Below are 13,735 nucleotides of genomic sequence, written 5' to 3' on the forward strand. Positions count from 1 at the left end.
ATTCAATATATTACTTTTAATTATAATTATTAACATAAAATCACAATAAGCGATTACAAAAGTTAATAACTGACTTTCTTATTTATCACATTTATAATTCTTTCATTCCTGCTAACACTTGGTTATCGAGCTTTTTAGCTGCACGAAGATCATACGTTTTTTCATATGTTGGCTCAATTGCAAGTTTTGCACCATAAAACATAACATCACGTACTTCTTGTACATTTACTTCTATTACAGTTAATTTTAGAGGAATGCCTTCCATTCTATCAGTCAAAATTTCACCTGCACCACTTATGGAAAATACGGACTCATTCGCCATTATAGTCAATACCACTCCAGTACTATGTCTTATATTTTCCACAATACGTGAACGTTGATCTACTGCAAATCGAATACTAGTTTTACTCACTGCATACACCCAAGAAATAGCACTTACGTTAGGAACTTGTTTTTCAAAATCTGTTGTTGCTACCATAACAATACACTCTTTACGTAACGTTTGTACTAAATCATCTGTTAATGTGGGCTCTACTACATTCGCCATATTTCCACCTCCAAATATACTTCATATATCCTTATCATAACCTATTTTTTGAATTGCGAAAATATTATTTTTTCCCACTATTATTCAAAAACATTACACTTCCATGATATACTTATACTGATAGAATTCGTATTGAGGTGACGAAATGAGAGTCAAATGTATGATTTGTGATAAAAAAGATATGTTAGATGATGAAAATCCTATGGCAAAAAAGCTGCGTAATCGCCCTATTCATACATATATGTGCATGGAATGTTCGGAACGAATTGCTGAACGTACGATGGAACGTCATGCAAGTGGTAATTTCCGATTATATCGTGATAAAAAAGTCGAAGACGATTGGTAAAATATAAATAAGTCCTTTATCAATATGATAAAGGACTTATTTATATTTTTCAGGTTCACGATTCATTTGATCCAAAAAACAATCAATAGCTTCTAATGGAAACCTTGCAGATTTTCTTTCTCCATTTATTTCATATGTAACTAAATACATTTCCTCGTTCTTCTTAACTTCCACATTTCTCAATTTATGTTCTTCATATATCATATTTTGAAATAACAAATACGTTTCTTTTGCAGCACTATCATCCGGACGTGCTTCGGCAACTGTTTTAATTGTTAACCAATTATATAACGCATCTTGTACGGAACGCATAAAACTCCCCCTCATCCTGCTTTTTGTTGTCTTGCTTGACGTAATCGCAACCTATAAATCCCAAGTACAATTGCTGCTACAACAAGCCCCTCTCCAACAGGTAAAAAAACTGCAAAGAAAGTTAATACTGTACACCCAATCGCTAACGATATATATATCACTATATTTTTTATTATAGATAGTTTTCTTGCAAAACCTAAATTATACACAAGTGCACTTAATATAATAATGACGCCATACAGTAACCACATCCCTAGCTCTGGATTTTCATCGACTTTACATAACTTCGCAAAAAACGACATTCTTTCTAACACCATTTATCCCCCTTCCTCATAAATCAAACCATTTTTCTTTATGTACTTAATACAAGAGTAACCTGTGAAAAAAATACTGTCCACAAAAAGAGTAAATATTCTAAAAAATAAACATAAAAAAACAGCTACCTTAATTAAAGGTAGCTGTTTTACTATTTTACGCTTCTACAGATTTCTTTTTCTTAGCAGCTCTTTCACGTTCGCTCTTATCAAGAATCTTTTTACGTAAACGAATTGATTCTGGAGTTACTTCACAGAACTCGTCATCGTTTAAGTACTCTAATGATTCTTCTAAAGTCATTAAGCGTGGTTTTTTCATTGTTGAAGTTTGATCTTTCGTCGCAGAACGAATGTTAGTTTGTTGTTTCATTTTCACAACGTTAACTGTTAAGTCATTCTCACGAGTGTGTTCTCCGACAATCATACCAGCATATACTTCTGTACCTGGTTCAACGAAGATTACACCACGATCTTCAACTTGCATAATACCGTATTGTGATGCTTTTCCTGTTTCAAGTGAAACTAGAACACCTTGACGACGTCCACCAACTTGTCCAGCGTGTACTGGTTGGTAGCAATCGAATGTATGGTTTAAAATACCGTAACCACGAGTTAATGTTAAGAATTCTGTTGTGTAACCAATTAAACCACGTGCTGGAACCATGAAAGTAAGGCGAACTTGACCGTTTCCGTTATTCACCATATCTAACATTTCACCTTTACGAGCACCCATAGATTCCATAATAGAACCAGTGTATTCTTCAGGTACATCGATTTGTACACGCTCTACAGGCTCACATCTTACGCCATCAACTTCTTTAATAATTACTTCTGGCTTAGATACTTGTAGTTCATAACCTTCACGACGCATGTTTTCAATTAAGATAGATAAATGTAGTTCCCCACGTCCAGATACGATCCATGCATCAGGAGACTCTGTATTATCTACACGTAAACTTACATCTGTTTCTAATTGTGAACGAAGACGCTCTTCGATTTTACGAGATGTAATGTATTTACCTTCACGACCTGCAAATGGACTGTTATTTACAAGGAACGTCATTTGTAGTGTTGGCTCATCAATACGTAATAATGGTAACGCATCTTGATGTTCAACTGGACATACTGTTTCACCAACGTTAATGTCTTCCATACCAGAAACAGCTACTAAGTCTCCAGCTTTTGCTTCTTCAATTTCTTGGCGTTTTAATCCCATGTAACCAAATAATTTTGTTACGCGGAATTGTTTTACGCTTCCGTCTACTTTCATTAAAGCAACTTGTTGTCCAACCTTCATTGTACCGCGGAATACGCGTCCAACTCCAATACGTCCAACATAGTCGTTGTAATCAAGAAGTGCTACTTGGAATTGAAGTGGCTCTTCGCTGTTATCAATTGGTGCAGGAATATGTTCAATAATTGTATCAAATAATGATTTCATATTCTCTTCTTGATTTGCTGGGTTTGAATCTAAGCTTGCTGTTCCGTTCATTGCTGATGCAAATACAACTGGGAACTCTAATTGATCTTCGTTTGCACCAAGTTCGATGAATAAGTCGATTACTTCATCAACTACTTCATCAGGGCGAGCGAAGTCACGGTCAATTTTATTTACTACTACGATTGGAGTTAAGTTTTGCTCAAGAGCTTTCTTTAAAACAAATCGTGTTTGTGGCATACAACCTTCATATGCATCAACAACAAGTAAAACACCATCAACCATTTTCATAATACGTTCTACTTCTCCACCGAAGTCAGCGTGACCTGGTGTATCTAAAATGTTAATTCTTTTATCTTCATAGTGAATCGCAGTATTTTTCGCTAAAATTGTAATACCGCGCTCTCTTTCTAGATCATTTGAATCCATTGCGCGCTCTTCAACGTGTTCGTTCGCACGGAAAGTCCCCGCTTGACGTAATAACTGGTCAACAAGTGTTGTTTTACCATGGTCAACGTGGGCAATAATTGCTATATTACGTAAATCTTGTCGTTTTTTCAACATGTCCAACTCCTAATGTCTTTTTAATCCTTCTCTATTATAAGAGCGAAGGGGATACAATAGCAATTAAAATAAAATCAAGAATGAAAATATAGTTGTATTCTTACTTTTGTGAAAGTAAAATGAGATTGGAGGGTGAAGAAATGGAACACATTCAATATCGCTTTTTATTAACTGCAATTATCGGTGTTATTTTCTTAATTGGTATCGGCATTATGATTGCTGAAAATAGTCCAATCGGTATTATTATTTGCATTATCGGCACATTTGTTACAGTTGGATACGGTTTTGTAACAAAAAGAAAAATGCGTAAATCGCAATAACGTCAAAAAGTAAGAAGCCTGTATACAGCCTCTTACTTTTTTTGTTACTTGGATATAAAGTGAAACTTTAATCAGTGGTTTTTTTCTTCATCCCCCACTGATTATCAGCCCTCACCAATCGGGATAAACGATAACACTTCTTCATACACCCCTGGCTTCGCAACTAATACGCTACTCTTCTCTACGATAGAAAGTGGCGCTCCGGAGAATGTTGTTACCTTGCCTCCAACTTCCTCTACAATTATCTGTCCCCCGCCAAAGTCCCATGGTGATAATCTAGGTGTTACATATGCATCGATTCTTCCAGTTGCAACGTATACCATCTCTAATGCTGCACAGCCATATGATCTCGTGCCTCTTGCTTTCTTAACAAGTGCCATCATACTTTCCATATTAAGCAATGGATTGTCGGTAAGCCATATCGCATTTAAAGCTACAATACCTTGCTCTACAGTACCTTTTTCTAATAAAGGTATCGGTACTTCATTACAAAATGCTCCAGCCCCTTTTAACGCATGATATAATTCATCATGAACTGGATCATAAATAAGTCCAATCTTTCCGATACCGTTCTCATAAATTCCAATTGAAATTGCAAAATTTCTTTTTTGGTGAACAAAGTTCATCGTGCCGTCAATTGGATCAATTAACCAAACAACCCCGTCAGAAGAAGTTACCTCGTCTCCATAGCCCTCTTCACCTAAAATATGATGATGTGGGAATGTTTCTTTAATTTTCCCAATTAAAAACTGTTCTATTTCTCGGTCCATATTTGTTACTAAATCAGCTGCATTTGATTTTGTTTCTATAATAAGTGCTTTTTTCATTGATGCCATTAAATGCTCTCCCGCATCCCGAATCCACTGTTTGGCGTGTGCATCGATGTCTTTCCATACTTCTTGCATGTTTAAACACTCCGATCTATACTGTTCACAGAAAAAACGAACCCTTTATAAGGTTCGCACCAACTAATTTTTTATACATATACTATTATTACGCTTCTAAACGAATCATTTCAAGTCTTAACACTTCTAACTTTTGTACACACTCTTCTTTTTTCTGTTTATCATCTTCCATCATCGCATCATATAAAGTTGCTAATTCATAATCTAGCTCCAAACGTAGCACCGGTATTCTCTTTTCAGCATCTGTTCTCTTTAACGCATTAATCACCTGTCTCATATTATTTGCCTCCTCCCAATATTCGTCTGCCCTCGGACTAGAATTAATTTAATTTTCTGATTTTTTGTTTTATACTATACTATGTTGGATAAATCATCTATGCAACAAAATTATATTTTTTTATTTAAATTTTTTTGTGCTGTTTTTTTTATGAATAGTACAAGCTATGCTAAAATAAAAGCAAAATAGGAGTTGGAGGAACAATCATGACACTACAAACATTCAAATCAACTGATTTTGAGGTCTTTACAGTTGATGGTCTCGAAGAACGAATGAGTGCAATTAAAACGAACATTCATCCTAAGCTAGAAGCTTTAGGGGAACAGTTTGCAGCGTATTTATCCAAACAAACTGATGAGAACTTTTTTTATCATGTAGCAAAACACGCACGTCGCAAAGTCAATCCACCAAACGATACTTGGGTTGCTTTTTCAACAAATAAACGCGGATATAAAATGCTACCACATTTCCAAATTGGATTATGGGGTACTCATGCCTTCATATACTTTGGTTTAATCTATGAGTGTCCACAAAAAGTGGAGACGGCTCACGCCTTCTTAGAACATATAAATGATTTAAAAACAAATATTCCAAATGACTTCGTTTGGTCCATTGACCATACTAAACCAAGTGTAAAATTACATAAAACACTTGAAACAAATGATTTACAAAAGATGATTGAACGTCTAGCTACTGTAAAAAAAGCAGAATTATTAGTTGGTATTCATATATCACCAGAGGAGTTTTCAGCAATGACCAACGAACAATTCCTTGCTAAGATTGAATCTACGATGCAATCACTCCTTCCTTTATATGCACTTTGTAATCGATAGTAGAAAACGGACAATTTATATTGTCCGTTTTTAGTTGTTATCACATTATATCACTTCAGTTTTTATTTTTCAAAATATTTTTTACATTTTCACAAGCTTTTCTTCTTCAATTTCTTTAGCCTTCTGAATCGCACGGTATATAGAATATCCACTTACTTCTTGAAACTCTTTATCAATTTTCTTTTCTTCTGCTTTCGATGGAACAATCTCTTTAAAACGACGATATAAACCCATTAATTCTTCTCTTACAATTCCTTTTTCATATGCTTTCTCAATCGCTTCATAAAACTTCACAATTGTAACCATTTCCTCATTTGACCAATCATAATCTAACGGATATTGATATTCCATTTCGCACCTCATTTATCATTTCTTCTTATTTCAATACGCTATCTTAAAGTGATTTTTTCTACTTCACTATAGTCACTTTGCATTATACACTATTTATTCATTTTAATGGAATTGCCTTCCACTAGAAGTTAGTAGGCAGCTACTATTTAACATACTCACCGTAAAAATATTTTTTGCTATACATCTATAATTATTGGTGATATAATGCTTTTGTTTTATAGGAAATAAAGTGAAGCTCCCATCTCAAAAAAGCTTTTGTGAATGGCAGAAAAACAAGTCTCATTCTAAAAAAGAACGTAACTTTTTTAGAACAAGATTATATAAAACAAACTCTAATAAATATAAAAAAAAGAAGGGGTGTATAGATTGTCCCAATACGAAACACCATTGTTTACCGCTTTAGTTGAGCACAGTAAGCGAAATCCAATTCAATTCCATATTCCAGGTCATAAAAAAGGGCAAGGCATGGATCCTGAATTTCGCGAATTTATTGGGCATAATGCATTAGCAATTGATTTAATTAACATTGCGCCGCTCGATGATTTACATCATCCAAAAGGTATGATTAAAGAAGCACAAGATTTAGCAGCCGCTGCATTTGGTGCGGATCATACTTTCTTTTCTATTCAAGGTACAAGTGGCGCAATAATGACAATGGTGATGAGCGTTTGCGGTCCTGGTGACAAAATACTAGTGCCACGAAACGTGCATAAATCAGTAATGTCAGCTATTATTTTCTCAGGTGCAAAACCTATTTTCATGCATCCTGAAATCGATCCAAAACTTGGTATTTCACATGGAATCACAATCCAATCTGTCAAAAAAGCACTTGAAGAGCACTCAGATGCGAAAGGCTTACTTGTTATTAATCCAACATACTTTGGCTTTGCTGCGGACTTAGAACAGATTGTACAATTAGCACATTCTTACGATATCCCTGTACTCGTTGATGAGGCTCATGGTGTTCATATTCATTTTCACGATGAACTGCCGATGTCAGCGATGCAAGCCGGTGCAGATATGGCAGCAACGAGTGTTCACAAATTAGGTGGATCTTTAACGCAAAGTTCTATTCTTAATGTAAAAGAAGGCCTTGTGAACGTAAAACATGTTCAATCTATTATTAGCATGCTTACGACTACATCAACGTCTTACATCTTGTTAGCCTCCCTAGATGTTGCTAGAAAACGTCTTGCTACAGAAGGAAAGGCGCTCATAGAACAAACAATACAATTAGCGGAACAAGTTCGTAATGCTATAAATGATATTGAACATCTTTACTGTCCAGGGAAAGAAATGCTAGGTACGGATGCTACTTTTAACTATGATCCTACAAAGATAATTGTATCTGTAAAAGATTTAGGTATTACAGGCCATCAGGCTGAAGTATGGCTTAGAGAGCAATATAACATTGAAGTAGAACTCTCAGATTTATACAACATACTATGTCTTGTCACTTTTGGGGATACAGAAAGTGAAACGAATACACTTATTGCGGCATTACAAGATTTATCAGCAACATTTAAAAATAAAGCTGATAAAGGTGTTCAAGTGCAAGTAGAAATTCCAGAAATACCTGTGTTAGCACTTTCTCCTCGAGATGCTTTTTATTCGGAAACAGAAGTCATCCCATTTGAAAATGCAGCAGGTCGTATTATAGCTGATTTCGTTATGGTTTATCCGCCAGGGATTCCAATCTTTACTCCGGGGGAAATTATTACACAAGACAACTTAGAGTATATTCGTAAAAACTTAGAAGCAGGTTTACCTGTACAAGGTCCTGAAGATATGACATTACAAACATTACGCGTGATTAAAGAGTACAAGCCTATCAGTTGATAGGCTTTTCTTTCACCCTTTTGGCCTTTTCTCATACGATATTATGTAATGTAACGTATAGGTGGGGATACTATTATGATTGTAATAGGCCGTTCTATTGTACATCCTTATATCACAAATGAATATGAGCCATTTGCAAATGAGAAACAACAAATTTTATCTATAATGGCAGGAAATCAAGAAATCTATTCCTTCCGAACATCTGGTGAACTCAGCTTTGATCTAAATTTGCGTGTTAATATTATTACTTCTGCATTAGAACTTTTTCAAAGTGGTTTTCAGTTTCGTACATTTCAACAATCTTTTTGTAACCCTCAGTATTGGAAAAGAACATCTCTTGGAGGATTCGAGCTCCTTCCAAACATACCCCCTTCCATTGCCATACAAGATATTTTCAAAAACGGAAAACTATATGGAACTGAATGTGCCACCGCTATGATCATTATTTTTTACAAAGCTTTACTAGCATTATATGAGGAAGAAACTTTCAACCGTCTCTTTGCAAACCTTTTACTTTATACGTGGGACTACGATCAAGATTTAAAGCTCATAACAAAGACAGGTGGTGATCTTGTCCCAGGTGATCTCGTTTACTTTAAAAATCCACAAGTGAATCCAGCTACAATCGAGTGGCAAGGAGAAAATACTATCTATCTAGGAAATTTCTTTTTTTATGGGCATGGCGTAGGTGTAAAAACAAAAGAAGAAATTATATACGCATTAAATGAGCGACGAGTCCCTTACGCTTTCATTTCCGCTTTCTTAACCGATACTATTACCCGTATTGATAGCCGTCTCATGAGCTACCATGCTTCTCCTAGCACACCACAGACATCCATAGGATTTATTCCGATTAGAGATGATGCAATTGTTGCAACAGTTGGCAACACAACTACAGTTTATTAAAAAAAGCACCTACATATGTAGGCGCTTTTTTTATTTAAGCTTTTGAATGTTCTTTATGGTCACAGTCGCAATGAGATCCACATTTCCCGTATAGTACTGTTGATTTTTCATCTTCAAAATGTCCGATTGTTCCTTCACATACTTGGCATACGATTGTTCCCATTTTTCATTTCCCCCTGAGTTTTAATAGTAATCTATTTATTTATTTATCATTAAGCTTTCGCATTATCTCTACTAGCACAGTCACAATTTGTTCCGCATTTTCCGTAAAGCACTGTCGTTTTTTCATCTTCAAAATGTCCGATTGTTCCTTCACATACTTGGCATACGATTGTTCCCATTTTTCATTTCCCCCTAAGTTTATGGTCCTAAAAACTTTCAGCTGTCCATTTCCTATCAATTATTGGGCTTTTGTATGCTCTGTGTGATCACATCCGCAAGATCCACATTTCCCGTAAAGTACTGTTACTTTCTCATCCTCGAAGTGTGCAATTGTACCTTCACAATCTTGACATACGATTGTTCCCATTTTTCATTTCCCCCTAAGTTTATAATCCCAAAAACTTTTTGTAACCGCTTAACTTTCTGTCTTTATTTTAATATGTTATACTTTTTACGTCAATAGGTTTTTAGTATAACACATTAAATATTTTAAATTTAAATTAGTATGCGATATTCAAACAAAAAAACAGCCATATTTATACGTACGACTGTTTTACATTATTTATTCTTCGTATTCCGCATGCAAAGATGTAGATGGAACTAGAAATGAGAAAAACTGAGATAACTCAGCTGCTTCCTCTTCTGAGCCTAATTTGAAAACTTCCTGTAAATGTTGAACATTCTCTACATCATCTCGTCCAAGTAAAGTAGACCTTCCTGTTTGCATGCAAACAATAAGTGGCTTTCCAAAAAACATATTTGTATAAATAACACCAAAATCATAACGATTATCATGTGTCATAAACCCCAAAAATCGTACCTTCACACTTTCATGCTCATCATACAATTTTTCAAACATCGGTTTCCACCTTTCTACATCACCTTTCATTAGTATATTAAACAAAAAAAGGAATACTCCTTTTAATTGTCAAAAAATTCAGTAGGATGTAGAATGAGAGTATTCTACTAAGTTAGGGGGAACTTATATGCAACATGCCTTTATTACGCTTGTACCTAAATCCAATCAACAATCTGTTTCAATAGATGATATAAAACAACTTTTTCATTATTATAAAACAGTTACTTCCAAAACCGGTGTTCAAATTAATTACGCTTATACAAATACCGCTTTTCCGTATGAAATTTTAGATACATCAGCAACAACATTCAAACTACAATCTACTCACGATCGATATGACTCCATTTATGTCGGTGTCGGTATAGAAAAGGAACAAACTTATATTCAAGTTTCTTTACCACCTAATGCAACATTTGGTGATAAAGGAAAAGCAAATGAATTTTGCCGTTTTCTAGCGAAGAAATTAGAAGGAGAGTTAAAATTATTTAATGGAAGAACAATGTATTTCTATAAACGTTAATTTAAAAAATAGAAAATATAATTAAGAAAAGTATGCAATTTGAACACGTAAGGAATAATGCCTGCTTTCTAATTTGCAATACAAAATATGCGATCACATATGCTAAATAAAGAAATACAAAAAATAGAATAACTTTATAATGCAACTTATCACCATTTGACAATGATAATACAACGGAAAAACCACTCCATAATAAAAAATGATAAAATATAACATGTAATATTCTCATGGAACCTTCTCCTTTGACATGCTCTATTTTATTAATATATGGTATTAAGTTTGAATCAATTACATATTACACGAAAGCATATATATGGCTTTTGGATTTATATATGTTTTAACAATTCAATTAAATTATTATATATTCATTCGACAAGTACGTATAAAGACCTTGCAAGCCACTTTTATTATAAAATAAAAAATAGCCCATCTCTTTAAATAAGAGATGGGCTATTTTCATTACTTAAATTATTTTACAATGTGAATTGGCATTCCAAGAGCAACTTCAGCTGCTTCCATTGTGATTTCACCTAATGTTGGGTGAGCGTGGATTGTTTGAGCGATATCTTCTGCTGTCATTCCAGCTTCGATAGCTAAACCAATCTCAGAAATAATATCAGAAGCGCCTGCACCTGCAACTTGAGCACCTACAAGAAGACCATCTTCTTTACGTGTTACAAGTTGTAAGAAACCGTCAGTGCTGTTTAATGATAATGCACGACCGTTAGCAGCGAATGGGAACTTAGATACAGTTACAGTCATTCCAGCTTCTTCAGCTTGTTTCTTAGTGTAACCAACAGATGCTAATTCTGGATCAGTGAAGCATACTGCAGGAATTCCGATGTAATCGATAGCTGACGCATGGCCACTAATTGCTTCTACAGCTACTTTACCTTCGTAAGAAGCTTTGTGAGCTAATGGTGGTCCAGGAACGATATCACCGATTGCATAGATGTTTGGTACATTTGTACGACATTGCTCATCGATTTCGATGATGCCGCGGTCAGTCATTTTAACTCCAACTTGCTCAAGACCGATTTCTTGAGTGTTTGGACGACGACCTACAGTTACTAATACGTAATCTGCTTCTACAGTTTGGATTTCACCTTTAACTTCGAAGCTAACTTTTACGCCAGTTTCTGTTTCTTCAACGCCTTTAGCCATAGCTTTTGTATGGATTGTTACGTTACCTTTTTTCTGTAGAGCACGTTTAACAACAGAGCTCATAGCTTTTTCGAAACCAGCTAAGATTTCGTCGCCAGCTTCTACTACAGTAACTTCTGTACCGAAGTTAGCATATGCAGTACCTAATTCCATACCGATGTAACCGCCGCCGATTACAACAAGTTTTTTAGGAATTTCAGGTAAGCTTAAAGCACCTGTAGAGTTGATAACACGTTTAGAGTATTTGAATCCTGGAATTTCGATTGGTGTAGAACCAGTTGCAAGAACAGCATTTTTAAACGTATAAGTTTGAGCTGCATCTTCAGTCATTACGCGTAATGTGTTAGCATCTACGAAGTAAGCTTCACCGCGAATGATTTCAACTTTGTTACCTTTAAGAAGGCCTTCAACACCGCCAGTTAATTTCTTAACTACGCCGTTTTTCCATTCTTGAACTTTTGTAAAGTCAACTTTTACGTTCTCTGCAGTGATACCCATGTCATCAGAATGCATTGCATTCTCATAACGATGACCTGCATTGATTAACGCTTTTGAAGGAATACATCCAACGTTTAAGCATACGCCACCAAGGTTAGCTTTTTCAATAATCGCTACCTTTTGACCTAATTGTGCTGCACGAATTGCCGCAACGTATCCACCAGGACCTGCACCAACAACGACTGTATCTAATTCAATTGGGAAATCTCCTACTACCATTGTTATTACGCCTCCATTACTAATAATTGTGGGTCATTCAATAGACGTTTAATTTGGTTTAATGCTTTTTGAGCAGTTGCGCCGTCAATTAAACGATGGTCAAAGCTTAGAGATAATGCTAATACTGGAGCTGCAACGATCTCACCGTTTTTCACAACTGGTTTCTCAGCGATACGGCCGATACCAAGGATTGCTACTTCTGGGTGGTTGATAACTGGAGTGAACCATTGTCCACCTGCAGAACCAATGTTTGTAATTGTGCAAGAAGCGCCTTTCATTTCAGCAGGAGCTAAACGACCTTCACGTGCTTTACCAGCAAGATCATTGATCTCGTTAGAAATTGTGAAGATAGACTTGCGATCTGTATCTTTAACAACTGGTACTAATAGACCTTTGTCTGTATCAGCTGCGATACCGATGTTGAAGTAATGTTTATGAACTACTTCTTGAGAAGCATCATCTAAAGAAGTGTTTAACATTGGGTATTCACGTAATGCAGATGTTAAAGCTTTAACAACGTATGGAAGGTAAGTTAATTTAATACCTTTGTCAGCTGCCACAGCTTTGAACTTCTTACGATGAGCAACAAGTTCAGTTACATCTACTTCATCCATTAATGTTACGTGAGGAGCTGTATGTTTAGAGTTAACCATTGCTTTCGCAATTGCTTTACGGATACCACTCATTTTCTCACGAGTTTCTGGATATTCACCAGCTGGGATTGGTTGTGCTTTTGGTGCTTCTTCTTTCGCTGCTGCTGGAGTAGCTTCTACTGCTGCTGGAGCCTCAGTTGCTGCTACTGCTTGTCCACCATTTGCAAATGCATCGATGTCAGCTTTTACGATACGACCGTTCTTACCAGAACCAGCTACTTTATGAATGTCTACGCCGTTTTCACGAGCATATTTACGAACAGATGGCATAGCGATTACGCGCTCATTTACTACTTCTGCAGTTGCTGCTGGAGTAGCTTCAGCTTTAGGAGCTTCTTCTTTTGCTTCTTCAGCTTTAGGAGCTTCGTCATGATCGTCGCCTTTAAATTTAAGGTTTTCGTATCCAGGAGCATCAAATTTAATTAATGTATCTCCAACTACTGCAACCGTACCTTCTTCTACAAGTACTTCAAGTACTTTACCTTTAACAGGAGAAGGAATTTCTACTACTGCTTTATCATTTTGTACTTCAAGAAGTACGTCGTCTTCGTTTACTTCGTCGCCTGGTTTAATAAACCATTTTACGATTTCACCTTCGTGGATACCTTCACCGATATCTGGTAGTTTAAATTCAAATGCCACGGAATTCAGCCCCCTGATTCATTTCTTTATTATGGAATATGGCAAAAGAAATCAGCATGTGCTGAT

20 protein-coding genes are annotated in these 13,735 nt (G+C 35.7%); 6 read left to right on the forward strand and 14 right to left on the reverse strand.

The genetic code is table 11. The annotated features are described in order from the left end of the window. Positions 1–91: 91 nt before the first annotated feature. A complete protein-coding gene (locus ACTFR9_RS12140; protein ID WP_000024588.1) occupies positions 92–547 on the reverse strand; it encodes a pyridoxamine 5'-phosphate oxidase family protein in 456 nt (151 codons plus the stop codon). 145 nt (positions 548–692) lie between these two features. On the opposite strand from ACTFR9_RS12140, the gene ACTFR9_RS12145 reads away from it, so the two are divergent. Beyond that, complete coding sequence (locus ACTFR9_RS12145; RefSeq protein ID WP_001995040.1) at positions 693–893, forward strand: YlaI family protein; 201 nt, start codon at positions 693–695, stop codon at positions 891–893. 36 nt (positions 894–929) lie between these two features. On the opposite strand, the gene ACTFR9_RS12150 is transcribed toward ACTFR9_RS12145, so the two are convergent. The 3 genes from ACTFR9_RS12150 to typA form a co-directional block, all read right to left on the reverse strand. Then, positions 930–1,205 carry a hypothetical protein gene (locus ACTFR9_RS12150; RefSeq protein WP_001258148.1) on the reverse strand — a complete coding sequence of 92 codons (276 nt, stop codon included), beginning with the start codon at positions 1,203–1,205 and terminating at the stop codon, positions 930–932. A gap of 11 nt (positions 1,206–1,216) precedes the next feature. Further along, positions 1,217–1,519 carry a YlaH-like family protein gene (locus tag ACTFR9_RS12155; RefSeq protein ID WP_000893666.1) on the reverse strand — a complete coding sequence of 101 codons (303 nt, stop codon included), beginning with the start codon at positions 1,517–1,519 and terminating at the stop codon, positions 1,217–1,219. A 157-nt stretch (positions 1,520–1,676) separates the two neighbouring features. Further along, on the reverse strand, positions 1,677–3,521 hold the full coding sequence (gene typA, locus ACTFR9_RS12160) for a translational GTPase TypA (protein ID WP_000914763.1): 1,845 nt from the start codon (positions 3,519–3,521) through the stop codon (positions 1,677–1,679). 140 nt (positions 3,522–3,661) lie between these two features. On the opposite strand from typA, the gene ACTFR9_RS12165 reads away from it, so the two are divergent. Next, the gene (locus ACTFR9_RS12165; protein WP_000400127.1) at positions 3,662–3,841 is read left to right on the forward strand and encodes a DUF5325 family protein; all 180 of its coding nucleotides are present in this window, start codon (positions 3,662–3,664) and stop codon (positions 3,839–3,841) included. 104 nt (positions 3,842–3,945) lie between these two features. Here the strand turns inward: ACTFR9_RS12165 and ACTFR9_RS12170 are convergent, their stop codons facing one another. Both ACTFR9_RS12170 and ACTFR9_RS12175 read right to left on the reverse strand, forming a co-directional pair. After that, entirely contained in the window at positions 3,946–4,746 is an 801-nt protein-coding gene (locus tag ACTFR9_RS12170) for an inositol monophosphatase family protein (protein ID WP_001158692.1), read from the reverse strand. 88 nt (positions 4,747–4,834) lie between these two features. Next, complete coding sequence (locus ACTFR9_RS12175) at positions 4,835–5,023, reverse strand: hypothetical protein (protein ID WP_001250164.1); 189 nt, start codon at positions 5,021–5,023, stop codon at positions 4,835–4,837. A gap of 206 nt (positions 5,024–5,229) precedes the next feature. Between ACTFR9_RS12175 and ACTFR9_RS12180 the strand changes: the two genes are divergently transcribed. Further along, positions 5,230–5,856, forward strand: coding sequence for a YktB family protein (locus tag ACTFR9_RS12180; protein WP_000175082.1), 627 nt, complete (start codon positions 5,230–5,232; stop codon positions 5,854–5,856). An 81-nt stretch (positions 5,857–5,937) separates the two neighbouring features. Here ACTFR9_RS12180 and ACTFR9_RS12185 read toward each other — a convergent pair whose 3' ends face one another. Beyond that, positions 5,938–6,207, reverse strand: a complete 270-nt coding sequence (locus ACTFR9_RS12185) for a UPF0223 family protein (RefSeq protein WP_000456556.1) — start codon at positions 6,205–6,207, stop codon at positions 5,938–5,940. 366 nt (positions 6,208–6,573) lie between these two features. Between ACTFR9_RS12185 and speA the strand changes: the two genes are divergently transcribed. Both speA and ACTFR9_RS12195 read left to right on the forward strand, forming a co-directional pair. Further along, complete coding sequence (gene speA, locus ACTFR9_RS12190; protein ID WP_000084882.1) at positions 6,574–8,046, forward strand: arginine decarboxylase; 1,473 nt, start codon at positions 6,574–6,576, stop codon at positions 8,044–8,046. Between the two features lie 75 nt (positions 8,047–8,121). Further along, on the forward strand, positions 8,122–8,952 hold the full coding sequence (locus ACTFR9_RS12195; protein ID WP_000635351.1) for a protein-glutamine gamma-glutamyltransferase: 831 nt from the start codon (positions 8,122–8,124) through the stop codon (positions 8,950–8,952). A gap of 34 nt (positions 8,953–8,986) precedes the next feature. On the opposite strand, the gene ACTFR9_RS12200 is transcribed toward ACTFR9_RS12195, so the two are convergent. The 4 genes from ACTFR9_RS12200 to ACTFR9_RS12215 all read right to left on the reverse strand — a co-directional run bounded on the left by ACTFR9_RS12200 (position 8,987) and on the right by ACTFR9_RS12215 (position 9,973). Next, positions 8,987–9,115 (reverse strand): GapA-binding peptide SR1P, encoded by a 129-nt coding sequence (locus tag ACTFR9_RS12200; RefSeq protein ID WP_000536793.1) that lies wholly within the window; start codon positions 9,113–9,115, stop codon positions 8,987–8,989. Positions 9,116–9,164: 49 nt separating this feature from the next. Next, the gene (locus ACTFR9_RS12205) at positions 9,165–9,293 is read right to left on the reverse strand and encodes a GapA-binding peptide SR1P (RefSeq protein ID WP_000536805.1); all 129 of its coding nucleotides are present in this window, start codon (positions 9,291–9,293) and stop codon (positions 9,165–9,167) included. Between the two features lie 59 nt (positions 9,294–9,352). Then, positions 9,353–9,481: a GapA-binding peptide SR1P gene (locus ACTFR9_RS12210; protein WP_000536778.1), complete on the reverse strand. Its 129-nt coding sequence runs from the start codon at positions 9,479–9,481 to the stop codon at positions 9,353–9,355. Between the two features lie 195 nt (positions 9,482–9,676). Continuing rightward, the gene (locus ACTFR9_RS12215; protein ID WP_001993838.1) at positions 9,677–9,973 is read right to left on the reverse strand and encodes a DUF3055 domain-containing protein; all 297 of its coding nucleotides are present in this window, start codon (positions 9,971–9,973) and stop codon (positions 9,677–9,679) included. A gap of 127 nt (positions 9,974–10,100) precedes the next feature. Between ACTFR9_RS12215 and ACTFR9_RS12220 the strand changes: the two genes are divergently transcribed. Then, complete coding sequence (locus tag ACTFR9_RS12220; RefSeq protein ID WP_001163309.1) at positions 10,101–10,493, forward strand: DUF1885 family protein; 393 nt, start codon at positions 10,101–10,103, stop codon at positions 10,491–10,493. Between the two features lies 1 nt (position 10,494). Here ACTFR9_RS12220 and ACTFR9_RS12225 read toward each other — a convergent pair whose 3' ends face one another. From ACTFR9_RS12225 to pdhC, 3 genes are all read right to left on the reverse strand, one after another. Next, positions 10,495–10,722 (reverse strand): hypothetical protein, encoded by a 228-nt coding sequence (locus ACTFR9_RS12225; protein ID WP_001221351.1) that lies wholly within the window; start codon positions 10,720–10,722, stop codon positions 10,495–10,497. Positions 10,723–10,961: 239 nt separating this feature from the next. Next, positions 10,962–12,374 (reverse strand): dihydrolipoyl dehydrogenase, encoded by a 1,413-nt coding sequence (lpdA, locus tag ACTFR9_RS12230; RefSeq protein WP_000260111.1) that lies wholly within the window; start codon positions 12,372–12,374, stop codon positions 10,962–10,964. Positions 12,375–12,379: 5 nt separating this feature from the next. Continuing rightward, positions 12,380–13,669, reverse strand: coding sequence for a pyruvate dehydrogenase complex dihydrolipoyllysine-residue acetyltransferase (gene pdhC, locus ACTFR9_RS12235; protein WP_000863427.1), 1,290 nt, complete (start codon positions 13,667–13,669; stop codon positions 12,380–12,382). Between the last annotated feature and the right edge of the window lie 66 nt (positions 13,670–13,735).

This window comes from Bacillus cereus group sp. MYBK222-1, assembly GCF_051916425.1.
Classification (GTDB): domain Bacteria; phylum Bacillota; class Bacilli; order Bacillales; family Bacillaceae_G; genus Bacillus_A; species Bacillus_A paranthracis.